Raw genomic sequence first — 21,952 nt, 5'->3', positions numbered from 1 at the left:
GCAGGAGAGCCCGATGCAGCGACCCCGCCACTTCTCGATGCTGCGCGACTTCCACCTGGCCGACTGGTTCACGCTGGCCAACGCGTTCTGCGGCACCGGCGCGATCTTCGCGGCGATGCGCTTCCTGCAGGAAGGCGTGGTGCGCGACCTGCTGGTCGGCATGGCGCTGATCCCGGCCGCCTTCATCTTCGACGCGCTCGACGGACGCGTCGCGCGCTGGCGTAAGTCCGCGTCCACGCTGGGGCGCGAACTGGATTCGCTGGCCGACGTCATTTCCTTCGGCGTGGCGCCCGCGGCCCTCGGTTATGCCTGCGGCCTGCAGGGCGGGTGGGATTGGGTGGTATTGTCCTACTTCGTCGGGTGCGGCGTGAGCCGCCTGGCGCGCTACAACGTCACCGCCGAGGCGTTGTCCGGGGAAGACGACAAGGTCAAGTACTTCGAAGGCACGCCGATTCCCACCAGCCTGCTGATCGTGGTGCTGCTGGCGGTGATGGCGATCCAGGGGCGCCTGGGCCCCGACATCTGGTTCGGCATGGTCCAGCTCGGCCCGTGGCAGTTGCATCCGCTGGTGCTGGTCTTCGCCCTCTCGGGCTCGCTGATGATCAGCAAGACGATCCGGATCCCGAAGCTCTGAGGGATCCGGAAAGCGCTGACACCGCCGGTCCGGGTCATGTCGCACTGCAACATTCCGGACGATAAGATGCCGGCCTGACGACGGGAGACGCCTGATGGACCCTTTGCACGGCACCGGTGATTTCGAATCGCTGGCGCGCCAGTACTGGAATGCGTGGGGCGACATGCTCCGCGGCGCGGTGCCTTCGCAGCAGCCGGCCGCGCCCGATGCGACGAAGGCCTGGCACGACGCGATCGACTGGTGGACCCAGCTCGCGCACGGCCAGCGCAGCGAGGTCAACGCGGCGGTGGATCGCTTCAACGGCCAGGCGCGCAGTTGGTATGGCCAGATGCAGCAGGTCGCCGCGCAGTTCGCCGGCCAGGACGCGGCCGCGAAGGACATCGCGAACGCGTGGAAGCAGGCGCTCGGCGCCGTCGGCGAAAACCCGTTCCCCGAGATGTTCCGCACGATGCGCGGCCAGGGCCAGCAGGGCCTGGATCAATGGATCGAGGACGCCTCGCCGTTCCTCGAAGCCTGGCGTCGCGAAGCGGGCTCGTGGCTCGGCATGCCCGCGTTCGGTTTCGCGCGCGAGCACCAGGAGCGCTGGCAGCAACTCGCGCAGGCGCAGCTCGACTACCAGCAGCAGAACAGCGCCTACAACGCGCTGATGCTCAAGTCCGGCCAGCGCGCGTACGAAGTCTTCGAGCGCAAGCTCGGCGAGCGCAGCGCACCCGACAAGCAGCTCAAGTCGGCGCGTGCGCTGTTCGACCTGTGGATCGACGCGGCCGAAGAGGCGTACGCGGAGATCGCGCTGTCCGACGAGTTCCGCAACGTGTACGGCCGCCTGGTCGATGCGCAGATGCGCGTGCGCGGCGGCGTGCAGCGCGAAGTCGAGAACGCGACCGGCCAGCTCGGCATGCCGACGCGCACCGAGATCGACGCGGCGCATCGCAAGATCACGCAGCTGGAACGCGAAGTGCGCAAGTTGCGCGATGCATTGCAGGCCTCGCAGGCGCCCGCCGCGGCGAAGGCTGCTGCGAAGCCGGCGCCCGCAAGCGCCCGCGCTGGCGAACCCTCGCTGAAAGTGCAGGGCGACAAGATCCTCGGTTCCAAACCCGCAGCGAAGAAGACCACGACGAAGTCGAAGGGGAAGCGCGCATGAGCCTCGGTACGCAGGGTCCGCTCAACGTGAGCCCGGAAGCGCTCGCGGATGAAGCGCTGAAGGTCCAGCAGAAACTCGGCGCCGGCCTGAACACGCTGCGCGAAGTCGACGATGTCGAATATGGCGCGACGACCAAGGAAGCGGTGTGGTCCGACGGCAAGGTCGTGCTCTATCGCTATCGCGGCGAGAACGCGCCGACCGCCAAGGTCCCGCTGCTGATCAGCTACGCGCTGGTCAATCGCCCCTACATGGTCGATCTGCAATCGGATCGCTCGATCGTGCGCGGCCTGCTCGCGCGCGGCGAAGACGTGTACATCATGGATTGGGGGTACCCCGATCGTTCGGATCGCTACCTCACGCTCGAGGATTACGTCGAACGTTTCCTCGGAGGCGCCGTCGACTATCTGCGTCGCGAACACGGCCTCGACGCGATCAACCTGCTCGGCATCTGCCAGGGCGGCGCGTTCTCGCTGTGCTACTCGTCGCTGCATCCCGAGAAGATCCGCAACCTCATCACCATGGTCACGCCGGTGGATTTCCACACGGAAGACAACATGCTGTCCAACTGGACGCGCAGCATGGACGTCGACCTCTTCGTCGATACGCTCGGCAACGTGCCGGCCGACCTGATGAACTGGTGCTACCTCACGCTCAAGCCGGCGCGCCTGTTCGTGCAGAAGTACGTGGGCCTGGTCGACATCCTCGACGACAAGAAGGCGGTCGAGGATTTCCTGCGCATGGAGAAGTGGATCTTCGACTCGCCGGACCAGGCGGGCGAAGCGTTCCGCCAGTTCGTGAAGCAGTTCTACCAGGCGAACGGCTTCATCAACGGCGGCATCACCATCGGCGATCGCGAAGTGCATCTCGGCATGGTCGAGATGCCGGTGCTCAACATCTACGCCGAACAGGATCACCTCGTGCCGCCGGCGGCGTCGCAGGCGCTGCGCGGGCTCGTCGGCACCGACGATTACACCGAGTTGTCGTTCAAGGGCGGGCACATCGGCATCTACGTGTCGGGGCGCGCGCAGAAAGAAGTGCCGCAGACGATCCACGACTGGCTCGACGCGCGCTGACCGATGGCGCGCGTGCCGCTCGCGGTCGCGCGCATCGCCGGCATGGCGTGGACCGTGCCGAACACGTTGCTGGGATTGATCGCGGGCGCCGTCGGCATGGCCTTCGGCGCGCACGCGCACGTGCGCGGGCGTGAATGCGCGATCGTGTTCCATCGGTTTCCGTGGGGGCCGGGCGGGGCGATCACGCTCGGCAACACGATCCTGCATACCGGCGATTCGCTCGATTCGCCATGCATGACCTATGCCCATCGCGCAGGGCATGCGCACGAAGCGCCGATCACCTACGCCGACCATGAACGCGCGCACGTGTTCCAGTACATGGCGCTCGGGCCGCTGTTCCTGCCGCTGTACCTCGCGTGCGGCGGCGTGAGCGTGCGCAATCGTTTCGAGCGCGCGGCCGATCGCTACGCGCTCACCGGACGCGGCTGGTGGCCGTGGGGATAACGAAAGCGGCCGTCAAGTTTGACAGTTTGTTGACGAGCGATTCGGTACCTTCGCAACCGTCGAGGAATTCCTGACAAACCTCCGTCCCAGGAACAACAAGTTCGAGGGAATGGAATTTCGAAGGAAAAGACAACTCCTCGACGAGCGGAAGGTCCGATCCCCTCCAAGCCTTGAAAAAGCTTGCGAGATCGGGCCTTCTTTTTTGCGTAGCAAAAAAGAAGCGTGCCGATGGGTGCATACTCGGCCGCCATGGCTACCAACTTCCTCCAGATCACGCCGTTCATGCATGTCGCCGATGTCGGGGCGACGGTCGACTTTTTCGTCGACGTCCTCGGGTTCGCGTTGCTGTATCGGCAGCCGGGGTATGCGTACATCGAGCGCGAGGGGTGCGGGATGCGCATCCTCGAAGCGGGCGAGGGGAACGAACTGATTCCCGGCAATCGGCGCTTCCGTTATTACTTCGACGTGCGCGATGTCGATGCGTTGTACGCGGAGCTCAAGCCGAAGCTCGATGCGTTGCCGAAGGGCGACGTACATGGGCCCGCCGACAAACCCTACGGTCAGCGCGAGTTGCTGGTGCTGGTGCCCGATGGCGATCTCGTTGCTTTCGGCCAGGGGATCTTTACGCCGAAGGACGCCGTGGTCACCCCGCGAGCGAAAGCGGAGCCCGGCTCCGAGGTGTGATGCTCCGAAGTGTGATGCCATCCGCAGGTTGAAGCGGTTGTTGCGCCGCAAGTCGGCGCGATACTCGGGCATCGGAGTCGGGAGCAGGGCCATGGACGATCGCACGCTGCAATTCGCGCTGTACCTGGTGATCGCGGCCGCCCTGTATCTGCTCGTCGTCGTCGGCATCGTGATCGCGCGGCGCGTGGTGAATCAGTGGCGCGCTGCGCGCCATGGGCGCCGGCCCGTCGTCGTGGGCCACGACGCGACGCGGCGTCCCAACGACTGATCGCACCGGGCCGGGCATCCCCGGCCGCCTTCGTGATGCGTCCCTATAATCGGGGCTCCGTCCACATGCCAGCCGATCCCGCATGCACGCACCTTCCGCCGGCCTCGCGGCCGCATTGGCTTCGATGCGGCAAGGTCAGCCGGCGCGCGCGGCGGAGGAATGCCGGCGCCTGCTCGAGTCGAGCCCGAACGATTTCGGCGCGCGCCACCTGCTCGGCGTCGCGCTGATGGCGTCCGGCGAGCACGAGGCGGCCGAGCGCGAGATCGCCCGCTCGATCGCGATCGATCCGGCGGTGCCTGGCGCGCATTACAACCGCGGCAATGCCTTGCAGGCGCTCGGGCGCTTCGACGACGCGGTCGCCAGTTACGACGAGGCGCTCCGCCGCAAGCCCGATTTCGCCGAGGCGCTGCGCAATCGCGGCGATGCGTTCGCGCGCAGCGGACAGGCGGCGCAGGCGATCGACAGCTACCGCGCCGCACTCGCGCTCCACCCCGAGTGGTCGGACACCTGGAACAACCTCGGCAGCCTGTTGTTCGCCGCGCAGCGCAACGAGGACGCGTTGGTCGCGTATCGCAGCGCGATCGCCGCCGCGCCGCACGTGGCGACGGCGTGGGACAACGCCGGGCTCGCGCTGCAGCAGCTCGGGCGACACGAGGAAGCGATCCAGGCGCACGGGCAGGCGCTCTTGCGTGCGCCCACGTTCGCGCCTGCATATGTGCGTCGTGCAATGGCGTTGCGTCACTTCAATCGCTTCGACGAGGCGCTGCGCGATACCACGCGCGCGCTGGAACTCGATGCCGGTTCGGCGTTGGCGCACAACGCGCATGGCATCGTGCTCAACGATCTCGGGCGCTACGACGAAGCGATCGCGGCGTACGAAGCGGCGTTGTCGCTCGCGCCGGAGTTCGCCGAGGCGCACAACAATCTCGGCAACGCGCTGCACGACGCGGGGCGTTTCGAGGACGCGCTGGTTGCGCTCGATCGCGCCATCGCGGCGCGCCCGCATTACGCCGAAGCGTTGGGCAATCGCGGGCTGACGTTGCATGAGTTGCAACGATTCGATGATGCGCTGGTCGCATTCGACGAGGCGATCGCCGCGCGCCCCAACTATGCGGAAGCATGGAAGCGTCGCGCGTCGCTCCGCCTGTTGCAGGGCGATTACGCGCAGGGCTGGGCCGACTACGACGAAAGCCTCGCGCGCATGCGGCGAGACGACGCGGAAACGCCGTGGTGGAAGGGCGAGTCGCTGCAGGGCAAGTCCATCCTGCTCGAAGAACCGAACGGATTCGGCGATGCGTTGCAGTTCTGGCGCTACGTGCCGGTGTTACAGGCGATGGGGGCGGACGTCGCGTTCCATGGACGCGCGTCGTTGTTCCGCCTGTTGCGCAGCAGCCCGTGGTCCGTGCGCATGCTGGCCGATGTGCCCGCGGATGCGCGCTTCGACTATCGCAGCCACCTGTGGAGCATGCCGCGCCTTTTGCGCACGACGCTCGACACGATTCCCGGCGGCGTTCCCTACATCGAAGCGGAATCCGAACGTGTCGCGCGCTGGGCGTCGTTGTTGCCGGCGAACACCTTCAACATCGGCATCGCGTGGCAGGGCAATCCCGCACGCAAGGTCGACGCGGGACGCTCGGTGCCGCTGCGCGCCTTCGCGCCGCTCGCGTCACTACCCGGCGTGCAACTGGTGAGCCTGCAACGCACGCATGGCCTCGAACAGTTACGCGATCTACCGGACGGCATGTCGGTGATCGAACCCGGCGACGACTTCGATGCGGGCGCCGATGCCTTCGTCGACACCGCCGCGCTGATGCAGTCGCTCGACCTGGTGATCGCGTCCGACAGCGCGGTCGCGCACCTGGCCGGCGCGATGGGCCGGCCGACGTGGATCGCGTTGAAGCACGTGCCCGAATGGCGCTGGCTGCTCGAACGCGACGACACGCCGTGGTATCCGACGATGCGCCTGTTCCGCCAACCGGCGCGCGGCGACTGGGACGGCGTGTTCGCGTCGATGCGCGACGCGATCGACGACGAGCGTCAGCGCCGCATCAAGGCGTAGGCGAGGAACACCAGCACCGGCCCCGCGAGCGACAGGAACGCGAGGCCGATCAACCCCTGCGTACGCGCAGTCGGTTCATCCGCGCCCGACTTCGCCTGCCGATACAGGCCGACGCACGCGCCGGCCTCCATCAGCAACACGATCGGATAGACGACGATCGCGATCGCGAACAGCAAGCCGCCGCCCTCGGTCTCCGGATGCGCGGTGAACAACACGCGCGCCGCGAACGCGGTCAGCGCCGCCATCACGAGCGCGGACCCGGCGAGCATCCATTGCGGCCAGCGCAGCGGCAACGACATCGCGCGTCAGCCCAGTTGTTCGAGCACGTAATCGGCGGACGACACGCGGAACTCGCCCGGCGCTTCGACATGCAACTGCTTCACCACGCCGTCCTCGGCGTACAGCGCGAAGCGCTTCGAACGCATGCCCATCCCGTAACCGCTCGCATCCATCTCCAGGCCGAGCGCACGCGTGAAGTCGCCATTGCCGTCGGCGAGCATCTCCAGCCCCTGCGGCACGTGCTGCGAGTCGCCCCAGGCCTTCATCACGAAGGGATCGTTGACCGACACGCACAACACTTCGATGCCGCGCGAATGGAAGTCGTCGTAGCGCTCGACGAAGCCGGGCAGGTGGCGTTCCGAACACGTCGGCGTGAACGCACCGGGCACCGCGAACAGCACGACGTTCTTGCCGTCGAACAGCGTGCGCGTGTCGACCGTCTCCACGCCCTCACGGATGCGCTTGAGCGTCACTTCGGGGATGCGGTCGCCGGGTTGGATGGGCATGGGAGGTGCTCCTGCGATGGGGGGAATCCCCGGAGTTTAGGCGATGATCCGCCCTCCACGGCGTTACGTTAGGCTAACGCAATGGAATTCAAGGACTACTACCAGATCCTCGGCGTCGAGCCCGGCGCCGGGGATTCGGAGATCAAGACCGCGTACCGGCGGCTGGCGCGCAAGTACCACCCGGACGTGAGCAAGGAGCCGGGCGCCGAGGACAAGTTCAAGGGCGTCAACGAGGCCTACGAAGCGCTGCGCGATCCGCAGAAGCGTGCGGCCTACGATCAGTTGCGCGCGCGCGGCTATCGACCGGGCGACGACGTGCAGCCGCCGCCGGGTGGCTTCCACGGTTCGCCGGGGGATTTCGATTTCGAGGAGATCTTCGCCGGTGGCGGCGCGGGCGGTGGGTTCTCCGATTTCTTCGAGTCGCTGTTCGGCCGCCAGCGCGGTGGCGGTGGTTTCGGTGGTGCGGGCCCTGGCGCTCGTCCGCAACCTCGCGGCGACACGCGCGCGAAACTCGCGGTGCCGCTGGAGTCGGTGTACTCCGGTGGTTCGGTGCGCATCGGCGTCAACGGCCGCACGCTCGACATCAAGATTCCGAAAGGCATCCATCCCGGCCAGTCGATCCGCCTGGCGAAGCAGGGCAACAACGGCGGCGACCTGTTCCTCGAAATCGAATACGCGGCGCATCCGCAGTTCGAAGTCGACGGCCGCAACATCCTGCACGTGTTGCCGGTCGCGCCGTGGGAAGCCGCGCTCGGTGCGACGGTGAGCGTGCCGACGCTCGGCGGCGCGGTCGAACTCAAGATTCCCGCGGATTCGGAATCGGGTCGCAAGCTTCGGTTGCGTGGTCGCGGGTTGCCGGGCACGCCGCCGGGCGACGAGATCGTCGAACTCGAAATCCTCGCGCCGCGCGCGCACGACGATGCGCAGCGCGAAGCGTACGAGCGGATGCGCGATGCGTTCGGCGATGACTGGCGTCGCGCGTAACGCCGCGCCAAGGTAGGGGGTTTACGCTTTTCGCGTCGCGCGTTTTGCAGGTTTCTGCTTCGCCGGCGCGGGCGTCGCACGCGACTCCGCGAGTTCCAACGCAGCTTCGACCAGCGGCTTTGCCCACTCGGGGGTGCGCGCGAGGTCGACAGCGCGCGCGGGATACATCACTTCGCCATCGATCATCTCGAGCACCAGCAACGGATCGGGCACCGGCTTTCCGCGCGCGACGTCGACACTGTTGTCGTGCACCTGCAGGTGCGCGATCGCCGGCATCAGCGCGACGAGATTGGCGAGCGCAGCGGGATAGCGTTCGCGGATCTTCGCTTCGGGAATCGGGTGGCCGCCGGCGCCCACGCGCAACGCGACGCGCGCGATGTGTTTCTCCGGCGAATCGAGCCCCGCGAACCAAACCAGCACATCGTGCGTCGCCGCCGCCGCATGGATGCGCTTCGGCACGGACACGCCACCGAGCGTGGTCTCGAATGCGAAGTCCGCACCGTCGCGCATCGCGGCGTCGAAGCGGCGCATGCCTTCCTTCCAGGCCTGCGCGTTGGCGTCTTGCTGCGGGCAGCCGGTGGCGTCGCGCAACTCGCGCGCGAAATCATCGGGGTTGAACCACGGCATGCCCTGCGCCTTGAACAGGTGGCCGCCGATCGAACTCTTGCCCGCGCCGTTGACGCCCGCGAGGACGTACAGGACGGGTCGCGGCATCAGTACGTGGCTCCGGCCTTGACCTTGCCGGAGAGCTTCGCGCCCTTGCGCATCGTCGTGCGCAGGCGATTGCCTGCATCGTGGGTGGAAAGCGCGGACAGGCGCGCATCGAAACGGCGGCGCAACGCATCGAGTGCGGCGTCGTCGTTCGCGCTGGCCTGGCGCAGCGCTTCGAGGATCGCGTCGTAGGTCTGCGTCGAAAGGATGACCGCCTGCGGTTCGTCGTGGTTGGTCACGACGACCTGGCCGGTGCGCGCGATCGCCTTCATCAGCGCACGCCAACCGAGTTTCTTGACGTCCGACGCGGGCGTGCGCGGCAGGTCGTCGATCGCATCCAGGTGCAGCGGAATCGCCATGGCTTCCACGTCCGTCCGGGGCTTGCCGCCGAATCTACCGCCTTTTGGCCAAAAAGGCCATTTTGGCCATCGGGCGCGCGGGCAACAAAAAGCCCGCTTTCGCGGGCTTCTTCGTGGACGCGCGATCGCTTGCGATCATTCGTCGGCAGGCGGCGTCGCAGCCGGGCCATCCCCACCCAGCATCTGCTGGATCATGTCGGCGAGCTCGGATTCGCTGAAGGGCTTGGTGATGTAGGCCTTCGCGCCCTGGCGCATGCCCCACACGCGGTCGGTGTCCTGGTCCTTCGTCGTCACCAGCACGATCGGGATGTGCTTGGTGGTCGGCTCGCGCGTGATCGAACGCGTGGCCTGGAAGCCGTTGAGGTTCGGCATGACCACGTCCATCAGGATCAGGTCGGGCAGCTCGCGCTTGGCCGCCTCGACGCCCGCGGCGCCGTCCTCGGCGGTCAGCGCCTCGTGGCCGAGTTTCTCGACGATGCGGCGGATGCCCATCAGCTGGGACGGCGAGTCGTCGACGATCAGGATGCGTGCCATTGGGGTCCCCGGAGATGCTCGGGCGATTGTAGCCGGGCAATTGCGTGCCGCAAGCGCGACGAGCGCTGTTTACGATGTCAAACGTACCAAAGTGCGACCGAACGACCCGCCCGCGAGCATCTTGTCGAACACATCGGGCAGGTCGGACAGGGTCGCCTCGCGCGTGCAGATGCGTTCCAGCGTCGCCGGTTTCCAGTCGGCGGCGAGGCGGCGCCAGACTTCGTCGCGGATATCGCGCGCGGTGCCGGCGGAGGCGACGCCCAGCAACGACACGCCGCGGATGATGAAGGGCATCACCGTCGCGTGGAGGTCCGGAGAGGCGGCGAGGCCCGCGGTGGCAACGTTGCCGTAGGGCGCGGTGTGCGCGAGCAGGGCGGCGAGCATCGGGCCGCCGACGTTGTCGAGGCCGCCGCCGAAACGCGCGGTGTCCATCGGGCGCGTAGTCGACAGCGCATCGCGGCCGAGCACTTCGTGCGCGCCGAGCTCGCGCAGGTAGGCGTCGGCTTCGGGCTTGCCGCTGATCGCGCTCACCTGGTAGCCGGCGCGCGCGAAGATCGCGACCGCGAGCGAACCGACACCCCCGGTCGCACCGGTGACCGCGAGCGGACCGAGCGCCGGCGCCTGGCGGTTCTCTTCCATGCGCAGCAACGCGAGCGCCGCGGTGAAGCCGGCGGTGCCGAGGATCATGCTTTCGCGCAGCGACAGGCCGTCGGGCAACGCGATGGTCCACTGCGCGGGCAGGCGCACGTATTCGGAATAGCCGCCGTCGCGCGTTTCGCTCAGGCCGCTACCGGTGGCGAGCACCGCGTCGCCTTCGCGATACAGCGGATCGGTCGAGGCGACGACACGCCCCGCGACATCGATGCCGCCCACGAGCGGCGCCTTGCGCAGGATCTTCCCTTTGCCAGTGCCCGCGAGCGCGTCCTTGAAATTGACCGACGAATACTCGGCGCGGATCACCACTTCGCCGGGCGCGAGATCGTCGAGCGCGATTTGTTCGATGCCGCTGCGATAGCCGGCGGCGTCGTCGTGGATGCGGAAGGCGTTGAAGCGGGCAGGGGTCGTGGTCATCAGCGCAGGTCCTTGCGGCGGCGTTCGTCGATCCATTTTGACGAATGCGCGGGTTCGTAGTCGCGCATCCATGCGATCAGTGCATCCATGTCGTCGCCGTGCCACAGGTCGCGGCGCTGGTCGGCGTGCAGGAAGCGCTCCTCCACCATGCGATCCATCATCGCGGCGAGCGGCTCGTAGAACCCGTCGACATCGAGGAATCCGCACGGCTTGTCGCCAAGGCCGAGCTGGCGCCACGTCAGCATCTCGAACATTTCGTCGAGCGTGCCGAAGCCGCCGGGCAGGGCGATGAAGCCGTCGCTGAGGTCGAACATGCGCGCCTTGCGTTCGTGCATGTTGGCGACGATGTCCAGGCGCGTGAGGCCCTGGTGCGCGACTTCCCAGCCGACGAGTTGCTGCGGGATCACGCCGATCACTTCGCCGCCGGCGGCGAGCGCGGCGTCGGCGACGATGCCCATCAGGCCGACGTTGCCGCCGCCGTAGACGACCGCGAGGCCTTCGCGCGCGAGGCGATCGCCGAGTTGCACCGCCTTGTCCGCATACGCCGGGCGCGCGCCCGCGTTGGAACCGCAATACACGCACACCGATCGCATCAGATCGCCTCCAGCAATGCGATGCCCGACTGGCGCAACTGCGCCTCGCGCGAATCGCGCGGCGAGATGGCGAGCAGGAAATTCCAGAACCCGGCGAAGCGCGGCGTGCGCTTCAGGCGCATAGCGTCGGTCCACGTCGAATGCCATTCCTGCTCGCGCCATCCGTGCGGCGCGAACCATTGCGTGCCTTCGGCGGGGCCGAAGCGGAACGGCGCGTTGCCGCCCTTCAGCGTCGGCGACCAGCGCTTCTCGAGCATCTTCAGCAGGCGCGGCGAGGCGAGGTCGAGCAACCACCAGCGCGCGCGTGCGACGTCGTGCAGGTCGCTTGCGAGCGCGGCGACGTCGTCGGCTTCCAGGTAGATGACGAGGCCTTCGGTGATCGCGAGCACCGGGCCTTCCTCGGCAGCCTTCGTGAACACGGCGCGTCGCGCGTCGGCATCGCGCAAATCGGCGGCGATGAACTCCACCCGGCACTTCGGCGTCTCGCCGGCCATGCCCTCGCGGAAGTAATCGATCATGTCGGGCATGTCGACGTGCAACCAGCGCAGGTCGGCGGGCAGAGGAAGTCGATAGGGACGCGCATCGAGGCCCGCGGCGAGGTTGAGCACGGTGCGCGCACCCTGCGCGATGCATTGCTGCACGATGTCGTCCATCACCGCCGTGCGCACGACCAGCGGCCACGCCGTCTGCGCGCCGTCGGGCAGGGCATCGACGATCGCCTGCCCGCGCGCGCCGCCAAGGCGACGCGCGAACGGATCGTGGAAGTGCGCATCGGCGCGCTCGGATTCCATCGCGCGATAGATCGCGACCCAGAGCGCGGTGTCGGAGACGTTGCGGATGGGATTGCTGTCGGCCATCGAATTGCGACTCCTGGAACGCAAACGGCGCACCGAGGTGCGCCGTTCACTTTACGCCATCGCGACGAACGTCAGTTCGCCTTGTGGATCGCCCGCTTGCTGACCGCCATCGCCGCGTCGTGCACCGCTTCCGACAGCGTCGGATGCGCATGGCAGATGCGGGCGAGATCGTCGGCCGAGCCGCTGAACTCCATCGCGAGCACGCCTTCATGCACGAGCTCGGAGACGTTCACGCCGACCAGGTGCATGCCGAGGATGCGGTCGGTTTCCGCGTGCGCGATCACCTTCACGAAGCCCGCCGGTTCGGCCATCGCCACCGCGCGGCCCAGCGCCGCGAACGGGAAGCTGCCGGCCTTGTACGGCGTGCCGTCGGCCTTGAGCTGCTCTTCGGTCTTGCCGACCCACGCGATCTCCGGTTCCGTGTAGATGACCCACGGAATCGTGTCCATGTTGACGTGGCCCGGCAGGCCGGCGATCAGCTCGGCGACCGCGATGCCTTCCTCGAAGCCCTTGTGCGCGAGCATCGGGCCACGCACGCAGTCGCCGATCGCCCACACGCCGTCGACGCCGGTGTGGCAGTGCTCGTCGACTTCGACCATGCCGCGCGCATCGAGCTTCACGCCCGTGCCTTCCGCGAGCAGGCCCTTGGTCGCCGCACGACGGCCGACCGACACGAGCAGCTTGTCGACGACGATCGTCTGTTCGCCCTTCGCGTCGGTGTAGGTGACGTGGACTTCGTTCTTCTTGATGTCGGCCTTCGACACCTTCGCGCCGAGGCGGATGTCGAGGCCCTGCTTCTTGAACTCGCGCGCGGCGGTCTTCGCCACTTCCGCGTCGGCGGCCGCGAGGAAATCGGGCAGCGCTTCGAGGATCGTGACTTCGGCGCCGAGGCGCTTCCACACCGAGCCGAGTTCCAGGCCAATCACGCCGGCGCCGATCACGCCGAGGCGCTTGGGCACTTCGGTCAGGTCGAGCGCACCGACGTTGTCGATGATCATCTTCTGGTCGAACTTCGCGAACGGCAGTTCGATCGAATCCGAACCCGCGGCGATGACGACGTTGGTGCCCTTGAGCTCCACCGTCGAACCGTCGTGCTGCTTGACGGTGACGACGTTGCCCGGCTGCAGCTGCCCGAAGCCGTAGTACGCCGTGACCTTGTTCGCCTTGAACAGCATCGCGATGCCGCCGGTGAACTGCTTCACGATCTTGTCCTTGCGACCGATCATCGCGCCGACGTCGATCTGCGGATCCTTGGCGCTGATGCCGTGTTCGCCGAACAGGTGCGTGAGGTTCCAGAACTGGCGCGAGCTGTCGAGCAGCGCCTTGGACGGAATGCAGCCCACGCGCAGGCACGTGCCGCCGAGGGCGGGCTTGCCGTCCTTGCCGAGCGCGGCGTCGATGCACGCGGTCTTGAGGCCGAGCTGCGCGGCGCGGATGGCGGCGTGGTAGCCCGCGGGGCCCGCGCCGATCACGATGACGTCGAAGTTTTCCGTGGCCATTTCGTCTTACATCCCCAGCAGCATGCGGTGCGGATTTTCGAGCTGGTTCTTGATGTCGACCAGGAACAGCACCGCGTCCTTGCCGTCGATGATGCGGTGGTCGTAGCTCAGCGCGATGTACATCATCGGCGCGGCGACGATGGCGCCGTTCTCGACGATCGGACGTTCCTTGATGGCGTGCATGCCGAGGATCGCGCTCTGCGGCGGATTGACGATCGGCGTGGACATCAGCGAACCGAACGTGCCGCCGTTGGTGATCGTGAACGTGCCGCCCTGCAGGTCTTCGAGCTTGAGCCCGCCTTCGCGCGCGGCCTTCGCGTACGCCGCGATGCCGGCTTCGATTTCGGCGAAGCCCATGCGTTCGACGTTGCGCAGGACCGGCGTGACCAGGCCCTTGTCGGTCGAGACCGCGATCGAGATGTCGGCGTAGCCGTGATAGATCACGTCGTTGCCGTCGACCGATGCGTTGACGGCCGGGTGGCGCGCGAGCGCGTTGGCGGCGGCCTTCGCGAAGAACGACATGAAGCCGAGCTTGATGCCGTTGGCCTTCTCGAACGATTCGCCGAGCTCCTTGCGCATCTTCATCACGTTCGCGAGGTTGACCTCGTTGAACGAGGTCAGCATCGCGATGGAGTTCTTCGACTGCATCAGGCGTTCGGCGATGCGCGCGCGCATGCGCGTCATCGGCACGCGCTGTTCCGGGCGCGCCGAAGCAGCGACGGCGCCGCCGGCCTTCGCGTAGTTGACGAGGTCTTCCTTCGTCACCGCGCCGCGGCGGCCGGTGCCGGCGACCTGCGACGGATCGATGCCTTCGGAGGCAGCGGTGAAGCGCGCGCCCGGCGGAAGTTCGCCCGACGCGGCAGCAGGCGCCGGCGACGCGGCCTTCGCGGGTGCAGCGGCGGCAGGCGCAGCGGCGGCCGGAGCGGCAGCCTTCGGTGCTTCAGCCTTCGGCGCTTCCGCCTTCGGCGCGGCAGCGGCAGCGGCGCCTTCCTCGATCACCGCGATGACCTGCTGCGACGTGACGGTGGCGCCTTCTTCGAACTTGATTTCCTTGAGCACGCCGTCGACCGGCGAGGGCACTTCGAGCACGACCTTGTCGGTCTCCAGGTCCAGCAGGTTTTCGTCGCGCTTGACCGCGTCGCCCGCCTTCTTGTGCCAGGTCGCGATGGTCGCGTCGGAAACGGATTCGGGGAGGACCGGAACTTTGACTTCGATGGCCATATCAGGCGTCCTGGGTGCGTAAAGGGTGTCGTTCGATCTGCTTGCCGATCATTCCGCGCAAGTGTCGCCATGCACCGGATTGACCAGTGCGTCGGCGACGAGCGCGGCCTGTTCGGCGACGTGTTCGGCGAGGTGGCCCGCGGCGGGCGAGGGCGAGCGCGTGCGGCCGGCGTAATGCAACGCCTGCTTCGGCTGCAGGCACGCACGCAGGTGGTGGTTGATCTGGTACCACGCGCCCTGGTTCTGCGGTTCTTCCTGGCACCACACGACTTCGGTGGCGGCGGGGAAGCGCCGCAGTTCGGCGATCAGTTCCGGACGCGGGAACGGATACAGCTGTTCGACGCGAACGATCGCGACGTCCTTGATCTCGCGCTTCGTCGCTTCCTCGAGCAGGTCGTAGTAGACCTTGCCGCCGCACACGACGACGCGCTTGACCTTCTTCAGGTCCGCGGCCTTCGTGCCGACGTTGGTTGCGGGAATCAGTGTCTGGAACGTTCCGTTGGCGAGTTCGTCGAGCGTGGACACCGCGAGCTTGTGGCGCAGCAGCGACTTCGGCGTCATCACCACCAGCGGCTTGCGCGTGTTCATGCGCTGCTGGCGGCGGATCATGTGGTACGCCTGCGCCGGCGTGGTCGGCGTGCACACGAGCATGTTGTCGAGCGCGCACAACTGCAGGAAGCGCTCCAGGCGCGCGGAGCTGTGCTCCGGGCCCTGGCCTTCGTAGCCGTGCGGCAGGAACAGCGCGAGTCCGCACAGGCGGCCCCACTTCGCTTCGCCCGACGACAGGAACTGGTCGATCACGACCTGCGCGCCATTGGCGAAGTCGCCGAACTGCGCTTCCCAGATGTCGAGCGTGCCGGGATCGGCGGTGGCGTAGCCGTATTCGAACGCCATGACCGCTTCTTCGCTGAGCAGCGAATCGATGATGGTGACGTCCTGCTTTTCCTTCACCAGCTCACGCAACGGCAGGTAGTACGCGTCGGTGTTCTGGTCGTGCAGGATCGCGTGGCGATGGAAGAACGTGCCGCGGCCGCAGTCCTGGCCGACGAGGCGCAGCTTTTCGCCTTCGGCCAGCAGCGTCGCGTACGCGAGGTTTTCGGCGAAGCCCCAGTCGCCGGGCTGTTCGCCCGCGGCCATCTTGCGGCGGTCTTCGTAGATCTTCGCCACGCGCGCGTGCAGCTTGACGCTGTCCGGGATGGTGTTGATCTGCCTGGCGAGCGCGTCGAGCGTCTTGCGCGGCACGGTCGTGTCGACCTTGTCCGACAGCTTGCCCTTGAGGAACTTCGACCAGTCGACGGTGAACTCGTCGCCGTTGACCTCGACCACTTCGGTCGTGACTTCGCCGGCGTCGAGCTTCGCGCGATACGCGTCGACGAGCGCCTGCGACTGGTCGGCCCTGATGTCGCCCGCGGCGTCCAGGCGCGCGGCGTACAGCTCGCGCGTGGTCTTCATCGCGCGGATCTTCTGGTACATCAGCGGCTGCGTGGCCGCCGGCTCGTCGGCTTCGTTGTGGCCGTGGCGGCGATAGCAGACGAGGTCGACGACGACGTCCTTCGCGAAGCGCTGGCGGAAGTCGAACGCGAGCTCGGCCACGAAGGCCACCGCTTCCGGGTCGTCGCCGTTCACGTGCAGCACCGGCGCGCCGACCATCTTCGCGACGTCCGTGCAGTAGAGCGTCGAACGCGCGTCTTCGGCGGCGCTGGTGGTGAAGCCGACCTGGTTGTTGATGACGATGTGGACGGTGCCGCCGACGGCGAAGCCGCGGGCCTGCGACATCTGGAACAGTTCCATCACCACGCCCTGGCCCGCGAACGCGGCATCGCCGTGCATCAGGATCGGCAGCACGCTCTTGCGCTCGGCGTCCTTGCGGCGCAACTGACGCGAACGCACCGAACCGACGACCACCGGGTCGACGATCTCGAGGTGCGAAGGATTGAAGGCCAGCGCAAGGTGCACCGGACCGCCGCCGGTGGCGACGTCGGCGGAGAAACCCATGTGGTACTTCACGTCGCCGGTGTGCGCCAGGCCGTCTTCGACGTGTTCGAAGCGACCTTCGAATTCGTCGAACAGCTTGCGCGGCGGCTTGCCGAGCGTGTTGACCAGCACGTTGAGGCGGCCGCGGTGGGCCATGCCCATCACGACTTCGCGCACGCCGTTCTCGCCGCCGCGACGGATCATCACGTCGAGCATCGGGATCAGCGTGTCGCCGCCTTCCAGCGAGAAGCGCTTCTGGCCGACGTACTTCGTGTGCAGGTACTTCTCGAGGCCTTCCGCGGCGGTGAGGCGCTCGAGGATGCGGGCCTTCTGCTCCGGCGTGCGGCCGTAGTTGCCGCCGGCGGCTTCCAGGCGTTCCTGCATCCAGCGACGCTGTTCGACGTCGGTGATGTGCATGTACTCGGCGCCGATCGAGCCGGTGTAGGTCGCCTTGAGCAGCGTGACGAGCTCGCGCAGCTTCATGTGCTGCTTGCCGGCGACGCCGCCGGTGGAGAACTCGGCGTCGAGGTCGCCTTCCGACAGGTGGTGGAAGCCGAGCGCGAGATCGGGCGCTTCCGGCTTCACGGCCATGCCGAGCGGGTCGAGGTTGGCCTGCAGGTGGCCGCGCGAGCGATAGGCGGTGATCAGGCGACCGACCGAGCGCTCGCGGGCATCGCCCGCGCCCGCGGCCGGTGCGGCGTCGAGCAGGCCGCGCGCGGCGCGGCGGCCCGCGTCGGCGACCTGTTCCATCACCACGCTGTGCGGGATGTCGCCGGCTTCACGGCCCTTGAAAGCGTCGAAATACGCCTTCCATTTCGGCCCCACGCTATCCGGGGCGACCAGGTACTGCTCGTACAGGTCCTCGAGGTAGGCGGCATTGGCGCCGAGTTGGGAGGACTGCGCAAACTGCTTCAGGAGACTGTCCACAATGGGGTCGGGAAGCTCTTCGATGGGGGCAAAAGGCGTCGCGCGCAATATCCAGCCGGGCTGGACGGCGCGAAAGGCCGGGAATTATAGACCCGCCATCCTGCGCGCTGCACCCCGAGCGTTGGCTCAAATCCCCAACGCGCGATATTCGCTGACCGGGCGCGCGCGTTCCCACACGGCCATGAAGGCCCCGCGCAGCTGGCGTGCGCGGCCCGGTGCGTGCAGGTCGGCCTCGCCGTCGAAGCGATGGCCGAGCGTGCGGAAGTAATAGCCGCCGAGGTCGTTGGCCAGGTAGGCCGACGGATAGGCGCGATCGACCGGGTCCTCGACTTCGCGGAACGCGAACACGCTCGGCAAGCGCTGCGCGAGTGCGAGGAACGGCGAATGCCCGCGTTGCGGCGTGCCCGCATCCTGCAGGAGCACGCGCAGTTCGTTGCCGCGGCCGGCGGTGCCGAAGCGGCGCAGCGCCTCGATCACGGGCGGTGCGTCGAACAGCCCCGGGTCGAGGTCGCGCGTGTAGAGCCAGGCGTGCCTGCGCGCGGCGCCGAGGATGTCGACGACGGTGCGGATCGCCGCGTCGCGATCGTCGATGGCGGTCGGGCCCGAGATCGTGCGGCGCATCGATTGATGCTCGATGCCGGCTTCTTCGAAACGTTCGCCGTAGGGCGCGAAGCCGTGGCGCAGGTAGAAGTCGATCGCCGAGGCCTGCGCATGCAGCGAGACCTCGCGCCAGCCGCGGCGGCGCGCCTGTTCGATCAGCGCGAGCAGCATCGCGTCGCCGACGCCCTTGCCGCGCCATTCGCGCAACACCGCCATGCGGCCGATCTTGTGTTCGGGCGTGAGGCGGCCGGTGCCGATCGGCGTGCCGTCGAGGGCGCGCGCGAGCACGTGCACGCAACGCGGGTCGAGCTCGTCCCATTCGAGTTCGAGCGGAACCTGCTGTTCTTCGACGAACACCGTTTCGCGCACCGCACGCAGCGCGTCGAGCGCCGGCTCGTAGTCGACAGCGTCGACGCGGAAGGGCTGGGTGGGGTCGCTCTCCATGGCAGCGTTCATTCGTCCTCGTCCGTCAGCATCTGGTAGTGGCCTGCTTCGAACAACGCGAAGACCGCATCGCGACCGGCCTGCGACAGCGCGGTGTATTCCCTGCCGTCGAGCATGGTGGCTGCGGCGATCGTTCGCGCGTCCTTCACGGGCAACGCGAAGCCCAGGCCGCTGACGAACAAGCGCGCGCCCTTGCCGGCGCGACGCCACACCGCGCGCGAGAACGGATGCCGCACCAGGCGCACGCCCTGGCCAAGGTCCCACTCGATTTCGATCCGCGAAGGCACCGAATCCGGCGGTGCGACTTCGCCGGCCGCGCGATACAGCGTGGTGAAGCGCGCGAACCAGTCGCCGAGCCGATCGGGGTCGTTCATGCGCAGCGCATTCAACGCGGCGATCGCGCGCGTCATCGCGGCGTCGTCGATTTCGTTGGGATCTTCGGGGACGGCGAGGTCGGGATCGTTGTAGCGCAGCGCTTCGTCCGCATCGGCGGCGAGCGTGTCGACGAAATCGCCGAGCAGCTCGGCGGTCGACGGCGCGCGCATGCCGACCGAGAAGGTGAGGCACGGATCCTCGGCGACGCCGTGGTGCGGCACGCCGGGCGGGAGATAGAGCATGTCGCCGGGTTCCAGCACCCACTCGTGGGTGGGATGGAATTCCTGCAGCAGCTTGAGTTCGACGTCGTTGCGGAACGCGATGTCGGGTTCGTCGCGCCCGAGCGCGAGCGACGCATCGATCTGCCAGCGCCGATGCCCGTGGGCCTGCAGCAGGAACACGTCGTACTGGTCGACGTGCGCGCCGACCGAGCCGCCGGTCGCGGCGAACGACACCATGATGTCGTCGATGCGCCAGCGCGGCAGGAACGAAAACGCGGGCAGCAGCGATGCGACATCGGCGTCCCACTTGTCGACGTCCTGCACGAGCAAGGTCCAGTCGTGGTCGCCGAGTTGCGGGAAGAGGTCTTCCTCGAACGGCCCGTGCCGCACCATCCACGAATCGCCGCTGCGATCGTGCGCGATCAGGCGCGACAGCGCCGCTTCTTCGCACGCCAGGCCCGCGAGGTCTTCCGGTGCGATCGGCGACACGAAGCCGGGGAACGCGTTGCGGATCAGCAATGGCCGCTTCTGCCAGAAATCGCGCAGGAACTTGTCGGGCGTCATGCCGAGCGGCGGTTGCAGCGCGGCGTCGACTTCGAAGGGAAGATTGGGATTGCGCGCGCGTTTCATTGGGTGGCGATCTCGTCGTAACCGCGGCCGAGGAACTGGACCAGGCACCAGCCGTGACCCCACGGATCGGACAACTGCACGATGCGGCCCCAGCCGGCGTCGCGCACGGCGCCTTCCTGCGTCGCGCCCGCGGCGACCGCGCGGATCAGCGCGGCGTCGAGATCGTCGACGACGACATCGACATGCACCGGCGTCCAGTGGCGCAGGTAGTCGCGCGCGGACGCGCCCGCAGCGATCGTTCCGGCTTCCTTGTGCAGCAAGTAGACCGGCGCGTCGCCGCCGAGCATTTCCAGTGCATCGCCGCCGAAACGGCGCCCGCGGCGCAGGCCGAAGGCGTCGGCGAAGAAGCGTTCGGCGGCGGCGAGGTCCGGGACGTCGATGTTGACCAGCATCTTCATCGCGCCCTCCGTTGCGTCAGATGTTCTTCGCGAGGCGCTCGGCCAGGCCGATGTAGGTCGCGGGCGTGAGCTTGCCGAGGCGATCGCGTGCGTCGGCCGGCAGGTCGAGTGTCGCGATGAACGCCTGCATCGACTCGGCGGTGATGCCGGTGCCGCGCGTCAGCGCCTTGAGTTGTTCGTACGGGTTGGGCAGGCCGTGGCGGCGCATCACCGTCTGCACGGCTTCGGCCAGCACTTCCCACGCCGCGTCGAGATCGGCGGCGAGGCGCTCGGGATTCGCGCTGAGCTTGTTCAGGCCGCGCATCAAGGCGTCGAAGCCGATGAGCGAATGGCCGAACGCAGTGCCGAGCGCGCGCAGCACCGTGGAGTCGGTGAGGTCGCGCTGCCAGCGGCTGATCGGCAGCTTCGCGGCGAAATGTTCGAACAACGCATTGGCGATGCCGAAGTTGCCTTCCGCGTTCTCGAAGTCGATCGGGTTGACCTTGTGCGGCATCGTCGAGCTGCCGACTTCGCCGGCCTTCACCGCCTGCTTGAAATAGCCGAGCGAGATGTAGCCCCACACGTCGCGGCACAGGTCGATCGCGATGGTGTCGATGCGCTTGCATGCATCGCACAGTTCGGCGACGCCGTCGTGCGGTTCGATCTGCGTGGTGTAGGGCTGCCACGTCAGGCCGAGCGAGGTCACGAACTTGTTCGACAGCGCTTCCCAATCGATGTCGGGATACGCGCTGACGTGCGCGTTGTAGTTGCCGACCGCGCCGTTGATCTTGCCCGGCATCGGCAGGCCCGCGAGCACGAGGCGCTGGCGATCCAGGCGCGCCACGACGTTCGCGATTTCCTTGCCGACCGTGGTGGGCGAGGCGGTCTGGCCATGCGTGCGCGAGAGCATCGGCAGCGCGGCGTGGTCGTGCGCCATCGCGCGCAGCTTCGCGATCATTTCGTCGAGCTTCGGCAGCAGCACGGTGTCGCGCGCTTCGCGCAGCATCAACGCGTACGAAAGGTTGTTGATGTCTTCGCTGGTGCAGGCGAAGTGGACGAACTCGAGCGCGGGGCCGAGCTCGGCGTCGTCCTTCAGGCGTTCCTTGATCAGGTACTCCACCGCCTTGACGTCGTGGTTGGTCGTGCGCTCGATCTCCTTCACGCGCGCGGCGTCGGCGACGGAGAGGTTCGCGGCCAGCGCCTTGAGGCGTTCGCGCGCGGTCGCGGAGAAGGGCGCGAGTTCGACGATGCCCGGCTCGTCGGCCAGCGCGAGCAGCCATTCGACTTCGACCGTCACGCGCGCCTTGATCAGCCCGTACTCGGAGAAGATCGGGCGCAGCGCGTCGACCTTGCCCGCGTAGCGGCCATCGAGCGGGGACAGGGCGAGCAGCGGGGCGTCGGTCATCGGGGCGGCTTGATCGGCAGGGGAGGCGCGGAAGTTTAAACGCTTGCGGGCGTATGCTCCCGGCCGGACGCCCATCAGGAGC

General features: G+C 67.5%; 23 protein-coding genes. 8 read left to right on the top strand and 15 right to left on the bottom strand.

What is annotated here, in order from left to right:
• Positions 1-13: 13 nt before the first annotated feature.
• From LK996_RS10250 to LK996_RS10220, 7 genes are all read left to right on the top strand, one after another.
• Entirely contained in the window at positions 14-634 is a 621-nt protein-coding gene (locus tag LK996_RS10250; RefSeq protein WP_230527082.1) for a CDP-alcohol phosphatidyltransferase family protein, read from the top strand.
• A 94-nt stretch (positions 635-728) separates the two neighbouring features.
• A complete protein-coding gene (gene phaE / locus LK996_RS10245; protein WP_230527081.1) occupies positions 729-1,775 on the top strand; it encodes a class III poly(R)-hydroxyalkanoic acid synthase subunit PhaE in 1,047 nt (348 codons plus the stop codon).
• Positions 1,772-2,848, top strand: coding sequence for a class III poly(R)-hydroxyalkanoic acid synthase subunit PhaC (locus LK996_RS10240; RefSeq protein ID WP_230527080.1), 1,077 nt, complete (start codon positions 1,772-1,774; stop codon positions 2,846-2,848). Before phaE ends, LK996_RS10240 begins: the two co-directional genes overlap by 4 nt.
• A gap of 3 nt (positions 2,849-2,851) precedes the next feature.
• Entirely contained in the window at positions 2,852-3,292 is a 441-nt protein-coding gene (locus tag LK996_RS10235; protein ID WP_230527079.1) for a hypothetical protein, read from the top strand.
• Between the two features lie 249 nt (positions 3,293-3,541).
• Positions 3,542-3,976 (top strand): bleomycin resistance protein, encoded by a 435-nt coding sequence (locus LK996_RS10230; protein WP_230527078.1) that lies wholly within the window; start codon positions 3,542-3,544, stop codon positions 3,974-3,976.
• A 91-nt stretch (positions 3,977-4,067) separates the two neighbouring features.
• Positions 4,068-4,244, top strand: a complete 177-nt coding sequence (locus tag LK996_RS10225) for a hypothetical protein (protein ID WP_230527077.1) — start codon at positions 4,068-4,070, stop codon at positions 4,242-4,244.
• Between the two features lie 82 nt (positions 4,245-4,326).
• Entirely contained in the window at positions 4,327-6,303 is a 1,977-nt protein-coding gene (locus tag LK996_RS10220; protein ID WP_230527076.1) for a tetratricopeptide repeat protein, read from the top strand.
• On the opposite strand, the gene LK996_RS10215 is transcribed toward LK996_RS10220, so the two are convergent.
• Both LK996_RS10215 and LK996_RS10210 read right to left on the bottom strand, forming a co-directional pair.
• The gene (locus LK996_RS10215; RefSeq protein WP_230527075.1) at positions 6,282-6,602 is read right to left on the bottom strand and encodes a hypothetical protein; all 321 of its coding nucleotides are present in this window, start codon (positions 6,600-6,602) and stop codon (positions 6,282-6,284) included. The two genes, LK996_RS10220 and LK996_RS10215, sit on opposite strands and share 22 nt — an antisense overlap.
• A 6-nt stretch (positions 6,603-6,608) precedes the next feature.
• Positions 6,609-7,088 carry a peroxiredoxin gene (locus LK996_RS10210; protein WP_230527074.1) on the bottom strand — a complete coding sequence of 160 codons (480 nt, stop codon included), beginning with the start codon at positions 7,086-7,088 and terminating at the stop codon, positions 6,609-6,611.
• Positions 7,089-7,169: 81 nt separating this feature from the next.
• On the opposite strand from LK996_RS10210, the gene LK996_RS10205 reads away from it, so the two are divergent.
• On the top strand, positions 7,170-8,072 hold the full coding sequence (locus LK996_RS10205; RefSeq protein WP_230527073.1) for a DnaJ C-terminal domain-containing protein: 903 nt from the start codon (positions 7,170-7,172) through the stop codon (positions 8,070-8,072).
• Positions 8,073-8,093: 21 nt separating this feature from the next.
• On the opposite strand, the gene LK996_RS10200 is transcribed toward LK996_RS10205, so the two are convergent.
• The 13 genes from LK996_RS10200 to purB form a co-directional block, all read right to left on the bottom strand.
• A complete protein-coding gene (locus LK996_RS10200; RefSeq protein ID WP_230527072.1) occupies positions 8,094-8,786 on the bottom strand; it encodes an ATPase in 693 nt (230 codons plus the stop codon).
• Complete coding sequence (locus tag LK996_RS10195) at positions 8,786-9,142, bottom strand: type II toxin-antitoxin system Phd/YefM family antitoxin (protein ID WP_230527071.1); 357 nt, start codon at positions 9,140-9,142, stop codon at positions 8,786-8,788. Before LK996_RS10195 ends, LK996_RS10200 begins: the two co-directional genes overlap by 1 nt.
• A 135-nt stretch (positions 9,143-9,277) precedes the next feature.
• A complete protein-coding gene (gene pilH, locus LK996_RS10190) occupies positions 9,278-9,676 on the bottom strand; it encodes a twitching motility response regulator PilH (RefSeq protein ID WP_230527070.1) in 399 nt (132 codons plus the stop codon).
• A 69-nt stretch (positions 9,677-9,745) separates the two neighbouring features.
• Positions 9,746-10,750 (bottom strand): YhdH/YhfP family quinone oxidoreductase, encoded by a 1,005-nt coding sequence (locus LK996_RS10185; RefSeq protein WP_230527540.1) that lies wholly within the window; start codon positions 10,748-10,750, stop codon positions 9,746-9,748.
• Positions 10,747-11,340, bottom strand: coding sequence for an LOG family protein (locus tag LK996_RS10180; RefSeq protein ID WP_230527069.1), 594 nt, complete (start codon positions 11,338-11,340; stop codon positions 10,747-10,749). The genes LK996_RS10185 and LK996_RS10180 overlap by 4 nt, the downstream gene beginning before the upstream one ends.
• Positions 11,340-12,197, bottom strand: a complete 858-nt coding sequence (locus LK996_RS10175) for a class I SAM-dependent methyltransferase (RefSeq protein ID WP_230527068.1) — start codon at positions 12,195-12,197, stop codon at positions 11,340-11,342. The genes LK996_RS10180 and LK996_RS10175 overlap by 1 nt, the downstream gene beginning before the upstream one ends.
• 71 nt (positions 12,198-12,268) lie before the next feature.
• Positions 12,269-13,696 (bottom strand): dihydrolipoyl dehydrogenase, encoded by a 1,428-nt coding sequence (gene lpdA / locus LK996_RS10170; protein ID WP_230527067.1) that lies wholly within the window; start codon positions 13,694-13,696, stop codon positions 12,269-12,271.
• Between the two features lie 6 nt (positions 13,697-13,702).
• A complete protein-coding gene (sucB, locus tag LK996_RS10165) occupies positions 13,703-14,917 on the bottom strand; it encodes a dihydrolipoyllysine-residue succinyltransferase (RefSeq protein WP_230527066.1) in 1,215 nt (404 codons plus the stop codon).
• A gap of 48 nt (positions 14,918-14,965) precedes the next feature.
• Positions 14,966-17,818, bottom strand: a complete 2,853-nt coding sequence (locus tag LK996_RS10160) for a 2-oxoglutarate dehydrogenase E1 component (protein WP_230527065.1) — start codon at positions 17,816-17,818, stop codon at positions 14,966-14,968.
• A gap of 126 nt (positions 17,819-17,944) precedes the next feature.
• Entirely contained in the window at positions 17,945-18,874 is a 930-nt protein-coding gene (locus LK996_RS10155; RefSeq protein WP_230527064.1) for a GNAT family N-acetyltransferase, read from the bottom strand.
• A complete protein-coding gene (locus tag LK996_RS10150) occupies positions 18,871-20,088 on the bottom strand; it encodes a cupin domain-containing protein (protein ID WP_230527063.1) in 1,218 nt (405 codons plus the stop codon). The genes LK996_RS10155 and LK996_RS10150 overlap by 4 nt, the downstream gene beginning before the upstream one ends.
• Positions 20,085-20,486: a VOC family protein gene (locus LK996_RS10145; protein WP_230527062.1), complete on the bottom strand. Its 402-nt coding sequence runs from the start codon at positions 20,484-20,486 to the stop codon at positions 20,085-20,087. The genes LK996_RS10150 and LK996_RS10145 overlap by 4 nt, the downstream gene beginning before the upstream one ends.
• A gap of 16 nt (positions 20,487-20,502) precedes the next feature.
• A complete protein-coding gene (gene purB, locus LK996_RS10140) occupies positions 20,503-21,870 on the bottom strand; it encodes an adenylosuccinate lyase (RefSeq protein WP_230527061.1) in 1,368 nt (455 codons plus the stop codon).
• Positions 21,871-21,952 lie beyond the last annotated feature (82 nt).

Origin of the sequence: Noviluteimonas lactosilytica (assembly GCF_020866925.1) — a bacterium.
Taxonomy (GTDB): domain Bacteria; phylum Pseudomonadota; class Gammaproteobacteria; order Xanthomonadales; family Xanthomonadaceae; genus Noviluteimonas; species Noviluteimonas lactosilytica.
The sequence above is the reverse complement of the archived record's forward strand: the minus strand, read 5'-3'. Positions and strand labels throughout refer to the sequence as shown.